At 68.0% G+C, this 21,301-nt stretch carries 19 protein-coding genes; 5 read left to right on the top strand and 14 right to left on the bottom strand.

Going from position 1 to position 21,301, the window contains the following annotated elements:
• Positions 1-3: 3 nt before the first annotated feature.
• The 3 genes from FHU13_RS14125 to FHU13_RS14115 all read right to left on the bottom strand — a co-directional run bounded on the left by FHU13_RS14125 (position 4) and on the right by FHU13_RS14115 (position 3,319).
• The gene (locus tag FHU13_RS14125) at positions 4-978 is read right to left on the bottom strand and encodes a lipid A biosynthesis lauroyl acyltransferase (protein ID WP_183436513.1); all 975 of its coding nucleotides are present in this window, start codon (positions 976-978) and stop codon (positions 4-6) included.
• A 167-nt stretch (positions 979-1,145) separates the two neighbouring features.
• On the bottom strand, positions 1,146-1,874 hold the full coding sequence (phbB, locus tag FHU13_RS14120) for an acetoacetyl-CoA reductase (RefSeq protein WP_183436512.1): 729 nt from the start codon (positions 1,872-1,874) through the stop codon (positions 1,146-1,148).
• 260 nt (positions 1,875-2,134) lie between these two features.
• Entirely contained in the window at positions 2,135-3,319 is a 1,185-nt protein-coding gene (locus tag FHU13_RS14115; RefSeq protein WP_183436511.1) for an acetyl-CoA C-acetyltransferase, read from the bottom strand.
• 323 nt (positions 3,320-3,642) lie between these two features.
• Here FHU13_RS14115 and phaR point away from each other — a divergent pair, with 323 nt between their 5' ends.
• Positions 3,643-4,245 (top strand): polyhydroxyalkanoate synthesis repressor PhaR, encoded by a 603-nt coding sequence (gene phaR, locus FHU13_RS14110; RefSeq protein ID WP_183436510.1) that lies wholly within the window; start codon positions 3,643-3,645, stop codon positions 4,243-4,245.
• 253 nt (positions 4,246-4,498) lie between these two features.
• Positions 4,499-4,624, top strand: a complete 126-nt coding sequence (locus FHU13_RS28235; protein ID WP_281411608.1) for a hypothetical protein — start codon at positions 4,499-4,501, stop codon at positions 4,622-4,624.
• Between the two features lie 58 nt (positions 4,625-4,682).
• Here FHU13_RS28235 and rpmF read toward each other — a convergent pair whose 3' ends face one another.
• The 4 genes from rpmF to FHU13_RS14085 form a co-directional block, all read right to left on the bottom strand.
• Entirely contained in the window at positions 4,683-4,871 is a 189-nt protein-coding gene (rpmF, locus tag FHU13_RS14100; protein WP_003601373.1) for a 50S ribosomal protein L32, read from the bottom strand.
• A 182-nt stretch (positions 4,872-5,053) separates the two neighbouring features.
• Complete coding sequence (locus tag FHU13_RS14095) at positions 5,054-5,962, bottom strand: transglycosylase SLT domain-containing protein (protein WP_183436508.1); 909 nt, start codon at positions 5,960-5,962, stop codon at positions 5,054-5,056.
• 247 nt (positions 5,963-6,209) lie between these two features.
• Positions 6,210-7,013, bottom strand: coding sequence for a Cof-type HAD-IIB family hydrolase (locus FHU13_RS14090; protein WP_183436507.1), 804 nt, complete (start codon positions 7,011-7,013; stop codon positions 6,210-6,212).
• Positions 7,014-7,033: 20 nt separating this feature from the next.
• The gene (locus FHU13_RS14085; RefSeq protein WP_183436506.1) at positions 7,034-7,576 is read right to left on the bottom strand and encodes a gluconokinase; all 543 of its coding nucleotides are present in this window, start codon (positions 7,574-7,576) and stop codon (positions 7,034-7,036) included.
• Between the two features lie 402 nt (positions 7,577-7,978).
• Between FHU13_RS14085 and FHU13_RS14080 the strand changes: the two genes are divergently transcribed.
• The gene (locus FHU13_RS14080; RefSeq protein WP_183436505.1) at positions 7,979-9,145 is read left to right on the top strand and encodes a polysaccharide biosynthesis/export family protein; all 1,167 of its coding nucleotides are present in this window, start codon (positions 7,979-7,981) and stop codon (positions 9,143-9,145) included.
• Between the two features lie 30 nt (positions 9,146-9,175).
• Positions 9,176-9,853, top strand: coding sequence for a phosphorylase (locus FHU13_RS14075; RefSeq protein WP_183436504.1), 678 nt, complete (start codon positions 9,176-9,178; stop codon positions 9,851-9,853).
• A gap of 171 nt (positions 9,854-10,024) precedes the next feature.
• On the opposite strand, the gene hpnH is transcribed toward FHU13_RS14075, so the two are convergent.
• Positions 10,025-11,188 carry an adenosyl-hopene transferase HpnH gene (hpnH, locus tag FHU13_RS14070; protein ID WP_183436503.1) on the bottom strand — a complete coding sequence of 388 codons (1,164 nt, stop codon included), beginning with the start codon at positions 11,186-11,188 and terminating at the stop codon, positions 10,025-10,027.
• Positions 11,189-11,927: 739 nt separating this feature from the next.
• Between hpnH and FHU13_RS14065 the strand changes: the two genes are divergently transcribed.
• Positions 11,928-14,576 carry an MMPL family transporter gene (locus tag FHU13_RS14065; RefSeq protein ID WP_183436502.1) on the top strand — a complete coding sequence of 883 codons (2,649 nt, stop codon included), beginning with the start codon at positions 11,928-11,930 and terminating at the stop codon, positions 14,574-14,576.
• Positions 14,577-14,604: 28 nt separating this feature from the next.
• Here the strand turns inward: FHU13_RS14065 and FHU13_RS14060 are convergent, their stop codons facing one another.
• The 6 genes from FHU13_RS14060 to FHU13_RS14035 form a co-directional block, all read right to left on the bottom strand.
• Positions 14,605-15,120 carry a hypothetical protein gene (locus tag FHU13_RS14060; protein ID WP_183436501.1) on the bottom strand — a complete coding sequence of 172 codons (516 nt, stop codon included), beginning with the start codon at positions 15,118-15,120 and terminating at the stop codon, positions 14,605-14,607.
• A gap of 345 nt (positions 15,121-15,465) precedes the next feature.
• The gene (gene hpnK / locus FHU13_RS14055) at positions 15,466-16,308 is read right to left on the bottom strand and encodes a hopanoid biosynthesis-associated protein HpnK (RefSeq protein ID WP_183436500.1); all 843 of its coding nucleotides are present in this window, start codon (positions 16,306-16,308) and stop codon (positions 15,466-15,468) included.
• Between the two features lie 125 nt (positions 16,309-16,433).
• On the bottom strand, positions 16,434-17,858 hold the full coding sequence (hpnJ, locus tag FHU13_RS14050) for a hopanoid biosynthesis associated radical SAM protein HpnJ (RefSeq protein ID WP_183436499.1): 1,425 nt from the start codon (positions 17,856-17,858) through the stop codon (positions 16,434-16,436).
• A 146-nt stretch (positions 17,859-18,004) separates the two neighbouring features.
• A complete protein-coding gene (gene hpnI / locus FHU13_RS14045; protein WP_183436498.1) occupies positions 18,005-19,201 on the bottom strand; it encodes a bacteriohopanetetrol glucosamine biosynthesis glycosyltransferase HpnI in 1,197 nt (398 codons plus the stop codon).
• A gap of 173 nt (positions 19,202-19,374) precedes the next feature.
• The gene (locus tag FHU13_RS14040; protein WP_183436497.1) at positions 19,375-19,998 is read right to left on the bottom strand and encodes a phospholipid-binding protein MlaC; all 624 of its coding nucleotides are present in this window, start codon (positions 19,996-19,998) and stop codon (positions 19,375-19,377) included.
• Positions 19,989-21,122: an HpnL family protein gene (locus tag FHU13_RS14035; RefSeq protein WP_183436496.1), complete on the bottom strand. Its 1,134-nt coding sequence runs from the start codon at positions 21,120-21,122 to the stop codon at positions 19,989-19,991. Before FHU13_RS14035 ends, FHU13_RS14040 begins: the two co-directional genes overlap by 10 nt.
• Between the last annotated feature and the right edge of the window lie 179 nt (positions 21,123-21,301).

Raw genomic sequence — 21,301 nt, 5'->3', positions numbered from 1 at the left:
GGATCAAGCGCCCTGCGCTTCTCCGGCGGCCTGCGTGGACACTGCGCCCTTCGGCAGCATGTTGGGCCGCCAGCGGCGGTGCATCCACAGCCACTGGCCGGGATGTTCGCGTACCCATCCCTCGACCACGCTCGTCATCGCCTGCATCGCGCCCTGAACCTCGATCAGCCCGTCCGGGCCACGGGGCAGGTCGAGGGGCGGCGTCAGCTCGAGCAGGAAGCGCCCGCCCTCCTTCCGCACCACCCGCGCCCCGTGGACCGGACAATCGTGGTGCCGGGCGAGCTTGCCGAGCAGCGGGTTGACCAGCACCGGTCGGCCGAAGAAGCGCACCACCACGCCGCGGGTGAAGTGCTGGTCGATGAGCTGGCCGAGATGGCCGCCGCGCTCCACCACGCCCTGCATGGCGAAGACGGCGCCGGGTCCGGAGGCGGCCAGCCCCCCCATGGTCTTGCGGCGCACCTCCTGCACCAGTTGGGCCGCCGCCGGATTGTTCGGCGGCCGGAACACGGCTGTGGTCTCCAGCCCGAATTTCTCGGCACAGATGGCCGGCAGTTCCCAGTTGGCGAGATGGGCTGAAAAAATAAGCCCCGGCTGGCCGTCGTCGCGGATCGCGAAGAACTGCTCCAGCCCTCGCACCTCCATGCGCTGGGTCGCCAGGTTTTCGGGATCGTAGTCGAAGATCGTGTCGAGATGAGCGTATTCGGCGCCGGTGCGCCCGAGATTGTCCCATGCCTCCAGCGCGATCCTCCGCAGCCGTGCCTCGTCTTCCTTCGGATAGGCGGCGCGAAGATTGGCCATCGCCGTGCGGTGCGAGGGCAGGAACGGGCCGACGAGCCGTGCGAGCCGGCCACCGGCCGCGCTCGCCCGATCGGTGCCGAGCATCCGCGCGAGAAGGAACACCGCCCGGATCAGCGGGATGGTCGCGAGTCCCGCCAGCCGAGGCAGGTTCCGCCGCAGGATCAGCGCAAGGCGCAGCACAGCCGGTTCATCGAATGAGTGATGGGGGGAGGTTCGAGAGGCGGCATAAAGTATTTCTTGCGGGTAGGCGAGCGTGCTCGCCATAAACGCGCCGGGAAACGACGAAGGCCACCGACCCGTCTGAATGGACCGGCGGCCTCCGAATGGGACGCGAAAACGGCTGTCGATCAGACGAAGTGCTGGCCGCCGTTGATCGTCAGTGTCGAGCCGTTGACGAAGCCGGCCTCGTCGCTCGCGAGGTACTCGACCGCGTGGGCGATCTCGCCCGCCTCGCCGAGTCGGCCGGTCGGGATCGTCGAGATGATCTTGTTGCGGATGTCCTCCGGCACGGCCATCACCATCTCGGTGGCGATGTAGCCGGGGGCGATCACGTTCACGGTAATGCCCTTGGAGGCGCTCTCCTGCGCCAGCGCCTTGGCGAAGCCGATCACGCCGGCCTTGGCCGCCGAGTAGTTGGTCTGGCCGGCCTGGCCCTTCTGGCCGTTGATCGACGAGATGATGATGATACGGCCGAAGTTGCGCGAGCGCATGCCCTCGATCAGCGGCCGGGTGCAGGTGAACATCGAGTCGAGGTTGGTCTTGATGACCGCCTGCCACTTCTCGAACGTCATCTTGTGGAAGGCGCCGTCGCGGGTGATGCCGGCGTTGTTCACCAGGATGTCGATCGGGCCGAGCTCCGCCTCGATCGCCTTGATGCCCGCCTCGCAGCTCGCGAGATCGCCGACGTCGAATTTGAACACCGGGATGCCGGTCTCGGCCTTGAAGGCGTTGGCGGCCTCGTCGTTCCCGCCGTAATTGGCGGCGACCTTGTAACCCTTGTCCTTCAGGCGCTTCGAGATCGCGGCGCCGATGCCGCGCGTTCCGCCCGTGACGAGGGCGACGCGTTCCTGAGCCATGGTTTCCTCCGTGCTCCCGTATCGGGTTGTTGTTAAGCCGGATTGCGAAACACCCGCTACGCGTGCGGCCGACAGGACAACGATCCTGTCACCACCTTCGCGGGAGCGGGTCGCTCCGCCCTATCTCCGCCTATGTAGCCGGGTGATCGGGCGCTCGCATCGCATTTAAATTTCACAAGCCATCAAGCTGTTTTCGTCAAATTTAGCTTGAAGTCGGGGGTGGGAGGGCAATGGCTGCCCTCCCGTCCGAGGCCAGTCGCTCAGACCCGCTCGACGCACATGGCGACGCCCATGCCGCCGCCGATGCAGAGCGTGGCGAGGCCCTTCTTGGCGTCGCGGCGCTTCAGCTCGTGCAGCAGGGTGATGAGGACGCGGGCGCCGGAGGCGCCGATCGGATGGCCGATGGCGATGGCGCCGCCATTGACGTTCACCTTCTCGTCGTCCCAGCCCATGTCCTTGTTAACGGCCAGAGCCTGAGCGGCGAAGGCCTCGTTGGCCTCGATCAAGTCGAGGTCGGAGGGCTTCCAGCCGGCCTTGTCCAGAGCCTTGCGCGAGGCTGGGATCGGGCCGGTGCCCATCACCTTCGGATCGACGCCCGCGGTCGCCCAGGAGACGATCTTCGCCAGCGGCTTGATGCCCCGGCGCTCGGCCTCCGAAGCCGACATCAGAACGAGCGCGGCGGCGCCGTCGTTGAGGCCCGACGCATTGGCAGCGGTCACGGTGCCGTCCTTGGTAAAGGCGGGCTTGAGCTTGGCCATCGCCTCGACGGTGGCGCCGTCGCGGATGTACTCGTCGGCGTCGACGATCGTGTCGCCCTTCCGGCCCTTGACGGTGACGGGAACGATCTCCTCCTTGAAGCGGCCCTCCTTGCGGGCGGCCTCGGCCTTGTTCTGCGAGCGGACCGCGAACTGGTCCTGCTGCTCGCGGGTGAGCTGGAAGGCCTGAGCAACGTTCTCGGCGGTCTGGCCCATGTGGTAGCCATTGAAGGCATCCCACAGGCCGTCCTTGATCATCGTGTCGACGAGCTTGAGATCGCCCATCTTCTGTCCGCCGCGCAGGTACTGCGCGTGGGGGGAGAGCGACATCGACTCTTGGCCGCCCGCCACGATCACCTTGGCATCGCCGTTGGCGATCTGCTGCATGCCGACGGCAACCGTGCGAAGGCCCGAGCCGCAGACTTGGTTGAGGCCCCAGGCGGTGGCCTTTTCCGGGATGCCCGCGGCGATGGCGGCCTGACGGGCCGGGTTCTGTCCGGCGGCGGCCGTGAGCACTTGGCCGAAGATCACCTCGTCCACGTCATCCGGCGAGACACCCGCGCGCTCCAGCGCGGCCTTGATCGCCACGGCGCCGAGTTCATGCGCCGGCACGGAGCCGAAGGCGCCGGCGAACGAGCCCACCGGCGTGCGCGCCGCCCCGACAATGACGATATCTTCGCTGGCTGCCATCGTGACGTTCTCCTCATTCGGCGGCGCGATATTTGGTAGACCAGAATGTCCGGTGCGCGGCCTGCCGTTCACCGGATGAAGAGCGCAGGACTCACGAAGTCAAGCGTGCTTTCGGACAAGATGGCCGGAACGTCGCATCGGCGTCGCACTGGCACAGACGGATTCTGCGGGGACAGAGATAAATTGCTGTTTTCGCCGCGTCGCGAAAGCCTTAAGGTCGGCCCTGAAGAATGCAGAACCCGGCCTGCGCAGGCGGGCAGCCGATCATGGCGGAGCGTTGAGCTTTGCGCAGACTCATGACCGAAGCGGGAGGTGTCGCAACGATGGCCGAGAACGGCAGGGCGCATCAGACCGTCATCAAGAAATACGCCAATCGCCGGCTCTATCACACCGGCACATCCACCTACGTCACGCTCGAAGACCTCGCGACGATGGTGCAGAACGGCGAGGACTTCATCGTCTACGATGCGCGCTCGGGCGACGACATCACCCGTTCGGTCCTGACCCAGATCATCTTCGAGCAGGAGAACAAGGCAGGCGAGGACAACCTGCTGCCGGTCGCGTTCCTGCGGCAGCTGATCCGCTTCTATGGCGACAGCATGCGTACGATGGTGCCGAGCTTCCTCGAATTCTCCATGGCGAATTTCGCCAAGGACCAGGACGGCCTTCGCGAGAAGATGGCACAGAGCTTCGGCCCCTCCGCTTTCCAGCAGGCGCTGCAGGAGCAGGTGCGGGCCAACATGACTTTCTTCGGCGATGCGATGAAGATGTTCACCGGCGGCTTTGGACCCCCTGCCCCGCCGTCGAACACGACGCCCGCGGCGGCCCCCGTCCCTGCCGCATCCGGCGGAGCGAGCGACCTCGACGAGTTGAAGAAGCAGATGGCGGAGATGCAGGCCCGCCTGGAATCGCTGGCGCGCAAGTAGCGCCATCGCGTCTCCCACCCTTCGTCGGATGGCGCGAGACAGATCATTAAGATCCGGTTAACGTCGGCCCCGGCCTTGCACGAGATCCCGTGCGAGGCCGGAGATGCGACGCGACATGGACCGTTCCGAGACCAATTGTGCCGATCAGGGCCATAGCGCCCAAGGCCATCTCGCCGGCCCCGAATCCTCCTCGCGCGCCCTCGTTGCCGGGCCATACGGTGGCGCCCGTCCCCGTCTTCGGGGAGGTCGTCCGATGGCGAACTTCCTCACCCAGTTGATCGTCAGTGCCGATCCCGCCCTGTGCCCGACCCGCTCGGAACGCACGAAGGCCGCGGCCGCGCTCTACGCACGGGCCGCGGCCTTCGGACATCGAGCCTGACCGCCGAATTGGGGCAGGCGGACTTGTGGCCGCCGGGCGTGCCGGCGGCTCTCGGCAATTACGCCTCGGCGGACTTCACCTTCAGCACCTGACGACCGCGATACATGCCGGTCTTCAGGTCGATGTGGTGCGGGCGGCGCAGCTCGCCCGAGTCCTTGTCCTCGACATAGGTCGGGGCCTTGAGGGCGTCGGCGGAGCGGCGCATGCCGCGGCGGGAGGGGGACGTCTTTCGCTTCGGAACGGCCATGGGAGTGTACCTCAGGCAAAAAGGGCGCCCAAGGCCCATCCCCTTAACCGGGGGATCGCCGATGGCACCGCGTTGAGTGACGGAGATTCGAGGCGGGCTGTATAACCGCAGGAAGGGCGACTGGCTAGAGTGCCGGTTCCTCTATGGACAGGCGGCTGACGCGCAATGCGTTCAAGGCATGCTCAGGGGGTGCCGGGGGCGGCCGAGGCCTCCAGGATCGGAGCGGGCTCGGCCGGCTTGCGGGCCATCATGAGGGGCGGACGGGCGATCGCCGCGAGCACGGTCTCGGAGGGGCGGCGCGGCGGCAGCGGCACCTCGACGGCGTCGGACACGATCGCCTGCTGCCCGGCCGCGATCTGCGGGGTGGGCTGAGCCTGAGCCTGGACAGCGGCTTGGCTGGTGACTTGAGCACTGGCTTGAACAGCGGCCTGCGGCTGCGCGAGGCTCGCGACCTGCACCGGTTCGGCGGCGCCGGAGAGTGCGGCGGGCCGGCGCGGCGGCAGGGGCACCTCCACGGCATCGGTCGGGCCCGGGCCCGGTGCGGCGTAGGCCAGCGCCTGCTGGGCGCCCCCGGCCGGGGTGCTGCCGCGAAGCGCGAACAGGCCGTCGAAGCCGTTGGCGGATCGGGCGGTCGCGTTGGCAGTCGGCGCTGCGGTGGCGACGGTCGTCGTGCCGGCCTCGTCGGGCGGCGTGGCGTCGATGCCGAGGCGCTTGGCGGCGTAGTAGTAGCCGCGGTTGTAGTAGCGGTAGGCCTGCTCCAGATCGCCCCTGGCGGCGCGGTAGGCGCCGGCGAGATAGGCGATGCCGTATTTCAGGTTGGTCTCGGGGTCGAACAACCCGGCCGCATCGCCGGTATAACCGAGGCCCCGGGCGGTGGCGTGCTTGATCTGCATCAGGCCGAGCGCCGAGCCGCCCTTGGCGCGGGCGTTGTAGTTGCTCTCTCGCTTGACCACGCGATGGACGAACGCTTCGGGCACCTTGTTGGCCCGGGCCTGCTCGGCGATCAGCGCATCGATGTTGTCCCGCGCCGCCTCCTGGGCGAAGGCCGACGCCGGGGCGGCGACAAGCAGGGCGGCGAGGAGAAGACGCATGGGAGACCCGGTCGTTTGGGGTGCCCCACCTCGCCTCCCGTTAGCCGGCAGCCTGCCCCTTCTGGGGAGCGGCTGCCGCGGGAGCCTCGTGAGGATCACTCGTTACGGCTCAGTTTGTCTCGCCTGGGTCGAGGTCAAATGAGGCGGGAACGTGGAGCCCGGACAAATCCCTGCGGATGCCGTGGTACGCGGCCGCGGCCTGTCGCAGAAGGGGCACAGCTGCCAGCCTCGATCGCGGGCGCGAACGTCAGGTGTCCCCGAACACGAACCGGTTGATCGCGTGGGCGAATCCGTCCTCGTTGTTGCTCAGGGTCACCCGTGAGGCCGCCCCCTGCACGGCGGGGACGGCGTTGCCCATGGCGATCGATAATCCGCTCTCCCGGAACAGGGCGATGTCGTTGGCCGCATCGCCGAGCGTGGCGATTCGCTGCCGCGGAAGGCCGAGCTGCCGGCCGAGATCGGCGACGAAGCTGCCCTTGTCGATGCCGGGCGGCGTCACGTCGAGGTAGTAGGGCTGCGAGCAATGCACGGCGGCCCGCCCCTGCAGCTCCGCCGCGAGTGCCGTCTCAAGCCGCGCGAGGCCGGCATGGTCGCGGCTCACGCCGACGATCTTGGCCGCACGCCCGAGCAGGGGTGATAGGTCCGGCATCACCCTCGGCTTGGTCTGAAGGGTGCGGCGCTCAAGGTCGGTGTAGGGCGCCTCTGCGTCGCGCAAGTTCCAGGCGCCGTCGGCGAACACCCAGAGATCGATCCCGGCCGCGTCGAGGCGCGCTGCCGCCTCGCGGGCGACCGCCTCGGGGATCAGACGCTCCGAGAGCGGCCGGAGATCGGGTGCGCAGACGGTGCTGCCGTTGAAAGCGCCCATCGGCAGCCGCAGGTCGAGCGCCTCGGCGAGGTGGCGCAGGCCGACCGGCGGGCGGCTGGAGGCCAGGGTGAAGCCGATCCCCGCGGCGCCGAGCCGCCGCACCGCCTCGACAGCTCCCGGTGTGAGCTGCTTGTCGTCGGTGACAAGCGTTCCATCGACGTCGGAAACGACGAGGGCGATGTCCATGAATTCTCCTGTGAGCTCTCCTATCCGCAGCTGTCGCCGGCCGGGATGTCGAGCCGCGCGGCGACCGCCGCGACGATGGCGTCGGGGCTCTCCTCGATGCCGACCGTGATCGGGTGTTCCTCCGGTCCCGGCGGTTCGAGGGCGGCGAACTGGCTGTCGAGGAGGGTGGCCGGCATGAAATGGCCGCTTCGTGCCCGAATCCGGCTCTGGATGACGTCCCGGCTCCCCTCCAGGAAGACGAGGCGAACCTGAGGGGAATCGCCGATCAGGACCCGACGGTAGGCGCGCTTCAGGGCCGAGCAGGCGACGACGGCGCTCTCACCGGCCGCGAGCCGCGCCTCGATCCAGGCGCGGATGCGTCCGAGCCAGGGCTGGCGCACCGCGTCGTCGAGGGGGTGCCCGTCGCGCATGCGGGCGATGCTGTCCGGTGTATGGAAATCGTCGCCGTCGGCGAAGGTCCAGCCGAGCCTCTCGGCCAGAAGCGCGGCCACGGTGCTCTTGCCGGAGCCGGAGACGCCCATCACCACGAGGATGGTCGGGGCGGCGGATCGAGGGTCGGTCATCCGGCTCCTAGAGCATCGTCCCGAAAGGTGGCCACCGTCTTTCGGAAAAAGACGATGCAGAAACAAGAGGCTAGAGCATCGTCCTGAATCCGATATCCCAGACGATGCTCTAGGACGAGCGATGAGGACAGGTGCCGGGCGCCTCGACCCATCCGCAAGCCGATCGGCACCGGCTCGGCCGGACGCAGACAGTTAGTGGACCTCGGCCGCAGGACCATCCTCACGCCCTGCTGTCGTTTCTGCAGGGGCAGGGAGCGACGTCCGGAGCGTGCGGGAGAGGTGTGGGCTTCGGGGAAAGGCCGGCGCATTTCGTGCTCCCGCGCCCGGTGTGGCGGCCTCGCCACGGACAGCCTGGCCGCTTTCGGCTACCCACCCGATGAGAGAAACCGTCAGGCGACCTGAATGCGCGCTCTAGCCATTGCCCTCCTCACCGCCACGGCGGTGTCGGGGTGCTCGATCCTGCCGGCCGCGGGGCCGACCACCTCGGCGATCGAGAACGGCGCCGACGTCGCCACCGCCGAGGGCCTGTTCGCCCGCTACGAGATCATCGACGTCACCCCCGCCATCGTCGAGGCCCTGCGAACCCGCCCCCTCGACAGCCTCCTCGTCACCTTCGGCGACAACCGGCCGGCCCTCGAGCCGGTGATCGGCGTCGGTGACTACGTGGCGGTCCAGGTTTGGGAAGCCGGCTCCGGCGGCCTGTTCTCCGGTCCGCTGGTCGCCGACCGCTTCTCCGCCGGCTCCAAGTCCGCGATGATCCCCGAGCAGGTGGTCGGCCCCGATGGCGGCATCACCGTCCCTTACGCCGGCCGCATCAAGGTCGTCGGTCGCCGCACCCAGGATGTGCAGGCGCTGATCGAGACCGAACTCGCCGGCAAGGCGATCCAGCCGCAGGTGCTCGTCTCCGTCACCAAGCCGGTCTCGCAATCGGCCACCGTCACCGGTGAGGCGGCCATGGGCATGCGCGTGCCGCTGTCGGGCCGCGGCGACCGCCTGCTCGACGTCGTCGCCCAGGCCGGCGGCGTGCGCACGCCGGTGGCCGAGACCTTCGTGCGGCTGTCACGCGGCAACCGCACTGTCACCGTGCCGATGAGCACGGTCGTCGCCAATCCGCGCGAGAACATCTTCATTCGGCCGAACGACACGCTGACGCTGGTGCGCGACCCGCAGACCTTCCTGTCGGTGGGCGCGCTCGGCTCCACGACGGAGGTGCCCTTCTCGGCCGATGGGCTGACGCTGTCGCAGGCGCTGGCCCGCGCCGCGGGTCTGCGCGACTTCCAGGCCGATCCGGAAGGCGTGTTCATCTTCCGCTACGAGCCGGCGGCGGTGGTGCGGCGGCTGCGGCCGAACTCGCCGCTCCTGGCCTCGCCGCAGGTGCCGGTGGTGTACCGGGTGAACCTGCGCGACGCGCAGGGGCTGTTCCTGACGCAGAGCTTCCGCATGCGGAACCGCGACCTCGTCTACGTGTCGAATTCGCCGTTCGCGGAGCTGGGCAAGGTGCTCGGCGTGTTCTCGACCGTGACGGCGCCGGTCTCCGCGGGCGCCTCGCTCTACACCGTCACGCGCTGATCCGGCGCGGCGGATTCCGAGGGTGCGGCGATGGACGGCGGCACGGTTCTGGCGGTGATGGGCCTTGCCCGCGAGGCCCGCGTCGCCGCCGGGCCGGGTGTGGAGACGATCCAGGCCGGCGGCAATCCCGCGCGGCTGAAGCTGGCGCTCGATGAGCGCCCTTCGCACGGTCTGCGCGCGGTCATCAGCTTCGGGATCGCCGGCGGCCTCGATCCTGCCCTGAAGCCGGGCGACGTCGTCGTCGGCACGCATCTCGATGCGGAGACGCGGTTTCTAGCCGATCCCGAGATCAGCCGCCGCCTGTTCGAGGCCCTGAGCGGGGCGCCGGACCGCGTCGTCGTCGGCGGCCTCGCCGGCTCCGACACCGCAGTCATGAGTGTCGCCGGAAAGGCGGCGCTACATGCGCGCACCCGCGCCCTGGCGGTCGATATGGAGTCGCACGTGGCCGCCGCCTACGCGGCCCACCATGCCCTCCCCTTCGCGGCGATTCGGGTCGTCTGCGATCCTGCGGAGCGCGCCCTGCCCGCCTTCGCCGCCGCTGCCCTGACGCCGGAGGGCGAACCCGATATCCGGGCCGTGCTCGGCGCGCTGCTGCGAGGCCGCGCTCGGATCGGCGACCTGATTCGGCTCGGCCGTGATTCCTCGGCAGCGTTTGCGGCGCTCGCCCGCTGCCGTCTCCGGCTCGGTCCCGGTCTCGGGGTGGCGTGAACGGCCGCTCGGTCACCCGGCGGAGGCCGGACCGGGTTCTTCGTCGATCGCGCCGGACGAAGCGACCGGCCGGAAAGCGATGAACCGCTTCGCGCGAAAACGGTCCTGAAACGAGAAGACCCGCCCGGCCGACGCCGCGCGGGTCTTCTCGTCTGAGAAAGGGAGCTGGGCTCAGGCGGCGGTGCGCTTGCGAGCTTCCTGCTTCGTGTCGACGCCCGAGGCTTTGATCTCGGAGAGCTTCTGGGCGACGTTGCGCGAGAACACGAACTCGGCGGGGCGCTGGTTCTCGAGCGAGATCTCCGGCGCCATGTCGCCTTCCGTCTTGATGCCGCGGATCGCGTGCACCAGCGGCTTCCAAGGCTTCTTCACCGAGTCGACCACCGAGGAGGCCTCGTAGCCCGAGTGGACCATGCAGTCGGCGCACTTCTCGTAGTTGCCGGTGCCGTAGGCGTCCCAGTCGGTCTCTTCCATCAACTCCTTGAAGGTCGCCGCGTAGCCCTCGCCGAGCAGGTAGCAGGGCTTCTGCCAGCCAAATACGGTGCGGGTCGGGTTGCCCCACGGAGTGCAGTGGTAGGACTGGTTGCCGGCCAGGAAGTCGAGGAACAGGCCCGACTGCTGGAAGGTCCACTTCTCGCGGCCCTTCTCCTTGCCGTGCCGGAACACACCGCGGAACAGGTCCTTGGTCGCCTTGCGGTTGAGGAAGTGCTTCTGGTCCGGCGCGCGCTCGTAGGCGTAGCCGGGCGAGACGGTGATGCCATCGATACCCATGCGGGTCACCGAATCGAAGAAGTCGGCGATCTTGTCGGCGGACGAGTTGTTGAAGAAGGTGCAGTTGATGGTGACCCGGAAGCCCATCTCCTTGGCCTTGGCGATGGCCGCGACAGCCTTGTCGTAGACGCCGCGCTGGCACACCGACTGGTCGTGCATCTCCTTGTCGCCGTCCAGATGGATCGACCACGTGAAGTAGGGGCTCGGCTTGTAATCCTTGATCTTCTTCTCAAGGAGCAGCGCGTTGGTGCAGACGATCGCGAACTTCTTCTGCGCGATGATGCCCTGAACGATCTGCGGCAGATCCTTGTGGAGGAGCGGCTCGCCGCCGGCGATCACGACCACCGGTGCACCGCACTCGCGGACGGATTCCAGCGCCTCGTCCACCGGCAGCCGCTTGTTCAGGATCTCGTCGGGGTAGTCGATCTTCCCGCAACCGGCGCAGGCGAGATTGCAGCGGAACAGCGGCTCCATCATCATGACGAGCGGGTAGCGCTTCCGCCCCGTGATGTGCTGCTTGAGGATGTAGCCGCCGATCTTCGCGACGTACCGTATGGGGATTCCCAAGACGCGGCTCCTTAGATGCGCGGGTTCCGGACTTAGTCGGGCTGCTTAGCGTGAGAAGAACAAGAATTCCAGCGCATTAGGCTGGAACTGTTCCGAGAGGGCGCTTGTCAGGCGCGATTTAAAGGGAGTGTGTCGTGCCGGTGTCGCAGCCGGCCTCCGGCTTCGGGGACGAAGCCCGTGGCCGTGCGATCCGGAACGGGATGATCCTCTGATTTCCGCCTTCTGCGGCGGATTTTTGACCTTTTGTCGTGCCTGACAAACCTCACAGGGCGATACGAGTTCACGATTTTTCGTGCATCGGCCTTTGGCGCTGTTGTCCTGCACCGTCGCGGAGTCGACACCGTCCGGAACGCTTGTGCGAAGCGATATCCTCACGCAATCCGGGTGCGGTGCGCAATCGCACGGTCGTCGCCGGATCGGACCCATTTCCCGGAGCGCGTTGCATTCCCTCGCGGGGACAAGTAGGTAGCGCGCCAACGACACGAATGATCGGCGTGGAGTCTCAGTCGAGTCTCTTCGCGCGTTCCGTGTCCGCCGGAATGGGGCTGCCGGCCGGTGGCGCCCATCCGGGTTTTCCGCTCGCGAGGGTCACGTCCCGCGGGCCATGACGAGGATCGATTCGGCGCGTCGCCGCCTGCTGAGGACGCCGCGTCCTGTGTCGCGGGGGAGGACGGGACAAGGCGTCCCGGCCCGTCGTCACGCGGGGACAGGCTGGATCGTTAGGCAGACAGGGTTTTACGTGATCGAACGTCTCGTCGCGTTTTCCGTCAGGCGCCGCTGGCTGGTACTGGTGGCCGCGGCGCTCATCACGGTCGCGGGGGTCGTCGCGGCCGCCCATCTGTTCCGTATCAACACCGATGTCGAGCGGCTGATCGAGCCGAGCGTCTCCTGGCGCCAGGACGAGATCGCCTTCGAGAAGGCGTTCCCGCAGCGCACGAATCTCGTGGCCGCGGTCATCGACGGCGAGACGCCGGAGATCGCTGAAGAGGCCGCCGCGCGCTTCGCTGAGGCTCTGAAGTCGCATCGCTCGGAGATCGAGACCGTCTATCGCCCTGATGGCGGCCCGTTCTTCGATCGCAACGGCCTCCTGCTGATGTCGCAGGAGGAACTGGAGCAGACGACTCAGCGCCTGATCGAGCAGCAGGGCCTTCTCGGGCCGCTGGCCGCCGATCCGTCGCTGCGCGGTGTGATGCGGGTGCTCAATCTCGGCGTGAAGGGTGTGAAGAGCGGCGACGCCAAGCTCGAAGACCTTGCTCAGCCGATGACGCAGATCGACGAGACCCTGCGTAAGGTGCTCGACGGCCAGCGTGCGCGGATGTCGTGGCAGACCCTGCTCGCGGGCGGGCGCAGCGAGACCACGGACAAGCGCAAGTTCGTGATGATCCAGCCGGTGCTCGACTACAACGCGCTGGAGCCGGGCCGCGAGGCGACCAAGTTGATCCGGCGCGTTGCCGCCGAGCAGAACATCGACGCCGCGCACGGCCTTCGCATCCGCCTGACCGGACCCGTGGCGGTGGCCGACGACGAGTTCGCCACGCTCGCCGACGACGCCTTCCTGAACTACTCGCTGACTACGGCGGCCATCGTCCTGTTCCTGTGGCTGGCCTTGCGCTCCGGTCCGCTCGTCGTGGCCGTGCTGATTACCACCTTCTCCGGCCTCGTCGTCACGGCGGCTTTGGGCCTCGCCATGGTGGGCGAACTGAACCCGATCTCGGTGGCGTTCGCCGCCCTGTTCGTGGGGCTCGGCATCGATTTCGGCATCCAGTTCGCCGTGCGCTACCGGGCCGACCGCTACGAACTCGGCAATGTCGAGGCCGCGTTGCGCGGCGCGGCGCGGGGCGTCGGCTGGTCGCTGACCCTGGCGGCGATCTCGCTGCTCGCCGGCTTCTTCGCCTTCCTGCCCACGCAGTTCCGCGGCGTGTCCGAACTCGGCCTCATCGCCGGCGTCGGCATGATCGTGGCCTATCTGTTCGCCCTCACCCTGCTTCCGGCCCTCATCGCGGTGTTCAACCCGCGCGGCGAGAAGCGGGCGGTCGAGACGACGTGGATGGCGGGCGTCGATCACTGGATCGTCGAGCACCGCAAGTGGGTGCTGATCTTCGTCGGCCTGATCACTCTCGCCGGCATCCCGCTGCTGCTGAAGCTGCCCTTCGATTCCAACCCGATGCACCTTCGCAGTCCGAAGGTGGAGTCGATCGCGACCTATCTCGACCTGATCAAGGACCCGGCCACCAGCCCGAACTCGATCGACGTGCTGGCTCCGAATGTCGATGCGGTCCCCGCGCTGTCCAAGCGCCTGGAGGGGCTCGACGCGGTCGCCAAGGTGATCTCGATCGACACCTTCGTGCCTCGCGACCAGGACCAGAAGCTCGCCACCATCCAGGAGACGGCGCAACTCCTCGCACCCGCCCTCAACCCGGTCCGCAAGCCGCCGCCGCCGACGGATGCGGAGAACGTCAAGGCGCTCAAGGAGACGGCCGCGGCACTGAAGAGCATCGCGAACGGAGATTCCGCCGGCGCCAAGGCGGCGGACCGCCTGTCGGGCACCCTCGACACCCTCGCCGCTGCCCAGGCGGAGAAGCGCGAGGCCGCCAGCGTCGCCCTGACGACCGATCTGAAGACGCTGATGAGCCGCCTGTCCGGGCTGCTCGACCCGAAGAAGATCACCCTCGACAATCTGCCCAAGCCGCTGAAGGCGGAGTGGGTGACGAGCGACGGCCGCGCCCGCATCGAGGTCCACCCGAAGGGCGACTCGAACGACGACGAGGTGCTGCGCCGCTTCGCCAAGGAGGTGCAGACGGTCGATCCCCACGCCACGGGCGCGCCGATCGCCACGACGGAGTCGAGCTACACCATCCTCGGCGCTTTCGTGCAGGCCGGCCTGACGGCGCTCGCGCTGATCTTCATCCTGCTCTCGGTCGCGCTGCGCAAACCCTGGGATGTGGCGATGACGCTCGGCCCGCTGGTGCTGGCGACGCTGTGGACGCTGATGGCGCTCAAGGTCATCGGCATGCCGCTGAACTTCGCCAACATCATCGCCCTGCCCCTGATGCTGGCGGTGGGTGTGGCCTTCCACATCTACTACGTCATCGCGTGGCGGGCGGGCGTCGTCGACATGCTGGCCTCCAGCCTGACGCGGGCGATCTTCTTCTCGGCGCTGACCACGGGCACGGCCTTCGGCTCGCTGATGCTGTCGAGCCATCCCGGCACCGCCAGCATGGGCGAACTGCTTGCCCTATCGCTGTTCTTCACCCTGATCGCGGCGTTCTTCGTGGTGCCGGCCTTCCTCGGGCCGCCGCCGAAGCAACCCGATGCGGATCGACCCGAGGGTACGGAAGCCGGTCGCCAATCGGGCGAGGTCGCCCGCGAGCATGCGGCGGTGAAGTAGCCCGTCGAATGGCCACGGCCGGCCGGCGTCAATCGCCCGCCAGCCGGGCCTGGATCGCCTCCAGGATCCAGGCGTCGCGCGTCGTTCCCGCCTTGGCAGCGGCGGCATCGATCTGCAGCGAGAGCTCCGGCTTGACCGGCAGGCTGAGAATGAACGCGGTCTCGCTCTGCGTCGGGTCGAGGGGATCATACACGAGGCTCGTCAGTGTGGAGGCGAAGCGTCGGACCGCCTCGCGCTGGCGATCGAGCGTCAGGCTCTCGTCCCGGGCGACCATCGGGCAATAGGTGGCGACGGCGCGGTCGACGATGACCGCGCGTGGCACGCCCTGGTTCCTGAGACGCCGGACCGCCGACGCCAGCGCCGTGGCCGCATTCGTCTCGAGCTGCGGCGAGACGATCGCCTGGGTCAGGACGGCGTCGGCTTCCGGGTGCGGTGCTGGCGGTGGGCCGCAATCGAGCCCGGCGGATCTGGCGGGTGCGCTAGCCAATGCGCTGGCCAAGCCCGCTGCGATGCCTAGGGATACGAGGGCGGCGCGTCGTCTCATGGAGCTTGCGTTCCTCTCGGCTGAGGGGCGGCCTGCATAGGACGCCCAGCTGGCGGATCCTGACGCGGTCGCGGTCAGCCACTGTCTGGACGTGCGATCGCTTTCGGCCTGTCAGTGCAGCGAGCTTCGCGGCTTCCACCGCACCGTTCATCGAGGACGATCCCGAGCCGTCTTCAGGCCTCGGCTCGTTTCGGAGAATGCCTTTCGGCGCACCGCCCGGCGTTGATTTCGATCAGCGCTCGAACATCACCGCGTCGAGGCCGGCCTCCCTGTGTCGAGACCGCCGCGGAGATCGGTGCCGATCGAAGCGCTGGCCAGATGCCGGCCATCCATCGCGGGGATGCTCTAGGAAAGGAAATCCGAGAAGCCGCCCCGCTCGGCTCCACTGCGGTCTGCGGCTTCCCGCGCTTGCGGCGCGACCAGTGCGTCGCGCTCGGCTGCGTAAAGGTAGCCCGGAGCCTCGCCGCGGAAGCCGTCGGCCGTTGCGGGGTGGGTGTAGAGTTCGGTCAGCCCGTCCGGCAGGTGGCGTAGCAGGGCGGTCACACGCTCTGGCGTCATCGCGCCGGACCATGCGAGGCCCAGCGTCCGGGTCGGGATCAGCAGGCCCGCCTGCCGCGCGCGCACGGCGAGGAGGGCCGCCCAGGGCGCTGTGTCGAGGGCGGGCTTCGGCTGAAAGCCGGGCTCGGCGCGCCGCAGAAGATCGCGCGGCTCGCGCGGCACCCGGAGCGCCCGCATTCCGAAATCGCGACCGATCCGCAGCACCATTCCGGCGATCAGCGGGTGGATGTGGAAGTGCTTGTGCGCGTTGACGTGATCGAGCGGCAGTCCGGTCGCGCGGAACGCCTCGAACTGCGCCCGGATCTCGGCGGCGAGCTGTCGCCGGGCGCTCGCCTTCAGCGCGAGGTCGAGGCCGAGGCGCTCCATGTCGCGCCGCATCAGTCCCTGCCCATCGGTGAGATCGGGAAGCTCTTCAGGCGGCAGGGTCGGCCACGCCTCGACCAGCACGAGGTGCAGCCCGACTCGCAGGGAGGGCATCCGCCGCGCGCGGGCGACGGCGTCGGCGGCGCCGGGCGCTGACACCATCAGGCTCGCCGCGGTGAGAATGCCGTCCAAATGAGCCTGCTCGACGGCCTCGTTGACCTCGCGGCTGAGGCCGAAATCGTCGGCGGTGACGACCAGTCGCTTCAAGGGAATTCTCTCGTCACGGGTGTCGAGAGGGCAAGCCCCCTCGCGGGTCCAGGGCAGAGCCCTGGAAGCAAGAAAGGCCGGGCTCGCGCCCGGCCTTTCCTGTTTTGATGTCGCGGCGCCCGGTGTTACGCGGCAGCCTTGCGGTCCCGCAGGAAGTGCCAGAACTCGACGCCCTCGCGCAGGCGGCGCTTCATCATCTCCGGCGAGCGGACCATCTCGTTCACGATCGAGGCAATCTTCGGGGCGCGGAAGTAGAACTTCCGGTAGAACTCCTCGACCGCCGAGAAGATCTCCGAGTGCGACAGGTGCGGGTAGTGGAGCGGCGCGATCTGCACGCCGTTCTCGTCCACCAGTTCGGCATTCTCGACGTCGAGCCAGCCGTTCTCCACCGCCTGCTTGTAGAGGAAGGTGCCCGGGTAGGGCGCGGCGAGCGAGACTTGGATCGTGTGCGGGTTGATGCGCTTGGCAAACGCGATCGTCTCCTGGATCGTCTCCTTCGTCTCGCCCGGCAGGCCGACGATGAAGGTCCCGTGGATGGCGATGCCGAGGTCGTGGCAGTCCTTGGTGAACTTCTCGGCGACCTCGACGCGCATGCCCTTCTTGATGTTGTTGAGGATCTTCTGGTTGCCGGACTCGTAGCCGACGAGGAGCAGGCGCAGGCCGTTCTCCTTGAGCACCTTCAGGGTCTCGCGGGGCACGTTGGCCTTGGCGTTGCACGACCACGTCACGCCGAGCTTGCCCAGCTCGCGAGCGATCTCTTCCGCGCGGGGCAGGTTATCGGTGAAGGTGTCGTCGTCGAAGAAGAACTCCTTCGTCTGAGGGAACTCCTTCATGCAGTACTTGATCTCTTCGATCACGTGGGCGACCGAGCGGGTGCGGTAGGTGTGCCCGCCGACGGTCTGCGGCCACAGGCAGAAGGTGCAGCGGCTCTTGCAGCCGCGGCCGGAATAGAACGAGATGTAGGGGTGCTTCAGGTACCCGATGAAATACTTCTCCATCTCGAGATCGCGCTTGTACACGCTTGTGACGAAGGGAAGCTGGTCCATATCCGTCATGATCTCGCGGTCCTCGTTGTGGACCACGACGCCGTTGGCATCACGATAGGACAGGCCCTTGATCTCGGCCATCGGCACGCCGTCGGCGACTTCCTTGACGGTGAAGTCGAACTCGTTGCGGGCGCAGAAATCGATGCACGGGGCCTGGGCCATGGCGCCGGCGGCATCCACCGCGACCTTGGCGCCGATCAGGCCGGCGATCAGCTTCGGGTTGGCGGCCTTCAGCGCCTCGACGGTCTTCACGTCGGACTTGAAGGACGGGACCGAGGTGTGAAGCACGACGAGGTCGAAATCGTTGGCCTGGGCCACGATCTCGTCGAGCTTGATGTTGTGCGGCGGTGCGTCGATCAGCTTCGAGTTCGGCACCAGAGCCGCCGGTTGGGCGAGCCAGGTCGGGTACCAGAACGACTTGATCTCGCGCTTGGCCTGGTAGCGCGAGCCGGCGCCGCCGTCGAAGCCGTCGAAGGTGGGGGCCTGCAGGAAAAGCGTGCGCATGGGGTTCAAGGCCTCAAGGCTCGGGACAGTATTGATGTGAAGGGTTCGCGCATCGTCCTGAATTCAGGACGATGCGCTCGATCTTTGTTTTTGCATCGTCCTTTCCCGAAAGCCGGCAACCACCTTTCGGGACGATGCTCGAGAGTTCAGACCGAAGTCGCGCGCGACTCGCGACCGAGGCCGTGCTCCGGAATTAGCGTACCGTCCGCAACCACACGGTAATCGTGACCTTTCCATGTCACCGCACCCGAGACGAAGCTCCAGGTGAAGTTGATGAAGGAGAGCATGTCGCGAATCGGCAACAGCCAGTAGGCATGGGGAGCGAGCCCAAAGGCGCGTTCGATGCGAAGGCACAGCAGGATGCGGCAGGCGAGCGCCAGCGCGGCCACGGCCAGGGCGCCGGTGCCGGCGCCGGGCATCAGCGCGGCGAGAAGGGCCAGCGGGAAGGCGTGAGTGACCACCGACCCGGCATAGCCCTTGGGATCGACGTTGCGGATGGTGCGGTTCCAGCGCAGCTCGTGCCGCCACAGGCCGGAGAGTTCGGTATCGACGCAGGCATGCCCGATGGTGAGAGCGGGAATCGCCACCGTGCCGCCCGTGGCGCGCAGGGCTTCGCCGATGGCATAGTCGTCGGCCAGATCGTCCTTGAAGGCGCGGAAGCCGCCGATACGAGCGAGCGACGAGGCCGTCATCGCGATGGTCGATCCGAAGCAGGGCCGGGCGAGATCGAAGGTGGTGCCGAGGATGACGTTGGGCACGAACTGCACGTCGATGGCGAGCGCCGCGAGCTGTGCGCACAGGCCACGGTCGCCCGGAACGCCGTGATAGAGGCAGGTCACGCCGGCCACATCCGGCTGCGACAGCGCGGCGACGATGCGCTCCAGGTAGTCCGGCCGCACCGACATGTCGCTGTCGGCCAGCACGACGACTTCGTGGGCGATCCGCTCCGACATGTTGATGAGGTTGGAGACCTTGCGGTTCGAGCCGTGCTGGCTCGCATCCACCACGAGGTCGATCCGCAAGGCGGGATGGGCCGTGCGCAGGCGCTGCACCACAGCGATCGCCGGATCGGCGGCGTTCTGGACACCGAACACGACCTGTACCGGGCCGGCGTAATCCTGGCGGCAGAAGCTTTCGAGATTCTCGAACAGGTCCGGTTCGAGGCCGCAGAGCGGCTTGAGGATCGTCACGCTCGGCCGCGGCGCATCGCCTGCGAGCGCAGGCGAGGGACGCGCGGCGAAGCGGCCGACGAGGAGGGCGGCGAGCAGGGCATAGACGCAGCCGGCGAGCGCCATCAGCAGAAGCACGGGTGCGATCCAGGCCGGCAGCTCGTTCAGGTCCATGGCGCGGCGTTGCTCGCTGCTGTCTTGGGTCGGGGACCGCGGTCGGCGGTCTAAGTGGGTCAAGGCCTGGGTGCCGCCCCAACCGGATCGCGGTCGGCCCCAGGGTTGCATCTTAAGGGTCTCGTGCCGCCGAATCGCTCAGCGCTTCGGCAGGAAGAAATGCTTCTAAGCCCCTATTCTCGGGGCGAGACTTTGGCGGCGAGCATCCCGTCGGTGCGTTCGCGCATAAATTTCAGCAGGCCGTCGGCGCCGCCCTTGAGCGGGTCGGCGAAGCTGGCACGCATCGAGGCGACCTCGCTGACATTGCCGTTGAGCAGCACGTCCTGCACCCGGTTGCTCGCGTTGACGACGTAATCGACGTCCGACTCGTCCCCGTCCTTGTTCGAGACGCGGGTGGAGACGACGCGGTTCGGGCCGCGCTCCTCGCTCTGCGGCTTGATGTCGAACTTGCCGCCCGCCGCCTGCGAGAGACGATTGGCGTAGAGCGTGACGAAGTACTTGCCGAAGGTCTCGGTGAGGGCCTCCTGCTGCTCGGGCTTGAAGGTCTTCCACTTCGGGCCGACGGCGGTGCGCACCATGGCCGGCGTATCGAAGGTGGCCGCCAGGGTGTCGCCGACCACGGCGAGCCGGCTCTTGAGGTCGCCCGCGCCGTTCTTCAGCGCCTCTTCGAACTTGGCGTAGAGCCGCTTGATGGGCTCGACCGCCGGATCCTCGGCGGCACGGGCGATGTGCGGCGTTCCCGAGGCTGCGACCGCTGCGATCGCGGTGGCGAGGAGGGTGCGGCGGTTCAGGCGCACTTCTGGAGCGCTCCAGCTTCGTTGTCGGAGGAAAGGGCGGCCGGATTCCGCGGGGTGGGAAAGCCGTAGGCTGGAGCGAGCGGGGCTGGCCCGAGACGGCGGCCGAGCCGCGCCCGGATCGCGCCGAGCCCTTCGCGGACCGCCTCGGCACCATCGGGCTCGGGAGAGGCCGCGGCCTTCCGCTCCATCAGGTTCCACAGGGCGAGGCTCGGCAGGCCGACGGCGAGGTCCGCGACGCGCTTGACCAGCGACAGGGCGAGCGCGGCTTCCGCCGGAATGCCGAACAAGGCGCCGAGCGCAATCAGGCCACCCTCCTGGGCGCCGATGGCGCCGGGCACGACGAAGGCGGCGCCGCGCACGGCCTGAGCCAGGCTCTCGATCACCAGAGCGTCGACGAAGCTGACCGAGTAGCCCATGGCGTTGAGGGCGATCCACACCTCGACGGTGCCGGCGACCCAGCCGGCGAGGTGGATCAGCAGCGCCGCGCCGACGCGGCTGCGGTTGCCATAGAGCCGGCGCAGGTTCTCGTAGAGGACGTCGATCGCGCCCAGCGCCCGCCACTCGCGGCCGGCGGCGAAGCGGCTGAGAGCTGCCTCGATCACGCGGTGGCCGCTGCGGCGCTGGATGACGTAGAAGGCGGCAAGCGCCGGGATCGCGAGCAGTACGCCGCCCGCGACGGTGCGCACCAGCGGCCCGTCGCCCGTGATCTGCATCAGCAGGAGGAGCCCGGCGATGGTGAAGACGAGCTGGGTGACCGCCTGGGTCATCAGATCGACGAACATGCTGGCGCCGGCCATGCCGCCCGGCGTGCCGCGCCGCGTGAGCAGGCGCGCGCCGATGAGGTCTCCGCCGACCTGCGCCACCGGCAGCAGCGTGTTGATGCCCTCGCGCACGAAACGCAGCGAGATGCAGTCGCGCAAGGTGGGCCCGGCGCCGCGGGGAAACACCGCGTGCCAGCCGAGACCCGCCCAACCGACGGCGAGAAAGCGGGCCAGCACGACGGCGAGCGTGCCCCAGCCCGCGCTCACGACGGCTGCGGTGACATCGGACACGCCGGAAGACAGGAACAGCGCGAGCGCCGTGCCCAATCCAACGATCGATGCCAGTGTTGTGAGACGCTTCATCAGCCTCTTTCGACCATCGGCGAAGGCTTGTGTTGTCGAAATCCCACCCGAAGCGACCATCGAAGCTTAGCCGGTGGCGGGAAGCGTTTCCGCAGGTTGCAGCTTTACCCAGCCCTGTCTATCACCCGATTGACACACCGGGGAGCAAAGCGGCGCCCGCGGTGGACGCTGGCGACGAT

Source organism: Methylobacterium sp. R2-1, assembly GCF_014191355.1.
Lineage (GTDB): Bacteria > Pseudomonadota > Alphaproteobacteria > Rhizobiales > Beijerinckiaceae > Methylobacterium.
The sequence above is the reverse complement of the archived record's forward strand: the minus strand, read 5'-3'. Positions and strand labels throughout refer to the sequence as shown.

Coding starts and splice junctions, on each gene's coding strand:
- FHU13_RS14060 (WP_183436501.1), bottom strand. CDS start 15,120: ATGAGACGACGCGCCGCCCTCGTATCCCTAGGCATCGCAGCGGGCTTG.
- phaR (WP_183436510.1), top strand. CDS start 3,643: ATGGCCGAGAACGGCAGGGCGCATCAGACCGTCATCAAGAAATACGCC.
- rpmF (WP_003601373.1), bottom strand. CDS start 4,871: ATGGCCGTTCCGAAGCGAAAGACGTCCCCCTCCCGCCGCGGCATGCGC.
- FHU13_RS14115 (WP_183436511.1), bottom strand. CDS start 3,319: ATGGCAGCCAGCGAAGATATCGTCATTGTCGGGGCGGCGCGCACGCCG.
- FHU13_RS14075 (WP_183436504.1), top strand. CDS start 9,176: ATGGACGGCGGCACGGTTCTGGCGGTGATGGGCCTTGCCCGCGAGGCC.
- FHU13_RS28235 (WP_281411608.1), top strand. CDS start 4,499: ATGGCGAACTTCCTCACCCAGTTGATCGTCAGTGCCGATCCCGCCCTG.
- FHU13_RS14035 (WP_183436496.1), bottom strand. CDS start 21,122: ATGAAGCGTCTCACAACACTGGCATCGATCGTTGGATTGGGCACGGCG.
- FHU13_RS14080 (WP_183436505.1), top strand. CDS start 7,979: ATGCGCGCTCTAGCCATTGCCCTCCTCACCGCCACGGCGGTGTCGGGG.
- hpnI (WP_183436498.1), bottom strand. CDS start 19,201: ATGGACCTGAACGAGCTGCCGGCCTGGATCGCACCCGTGCTTCTGCTG.
- FHU13_RS14095 (WP_183436508.1), bottom strand. CDS start 5,962: ATGCGTCTTCTCCTCGCCGCCCTGCTTGTCGCCGCCCCGGCGTCGGCC.
- phbB (WP_183436512.1), bottom strand. CDS start 1,874: ATGGCTCAGGAACGCGTCGCCCTCGTCACGGGCGGAACGCGCGGCATC.
- hpnJ (WP_183436499.1), bottom strand. CDS start 17,858: ATGCGCACGCTTTTCCTGCAGGCCCCCACCTTCGACGGCTTCGACGGC.
- FHU13_RS14085 (WP_183436506.1), bottom strand. CDS start 7,576: ATGACCGACCCTCGATCCGCCGCCCCGACCATCCTCGTGGTGATGGGC.
- FHU13_RS14090 (WP_183436507.1), bottom strand. CDS start 7,013: ATGGACATCGCCCTCGTCGTTTCCGACGTCGATGGAACGCTTGTCACC.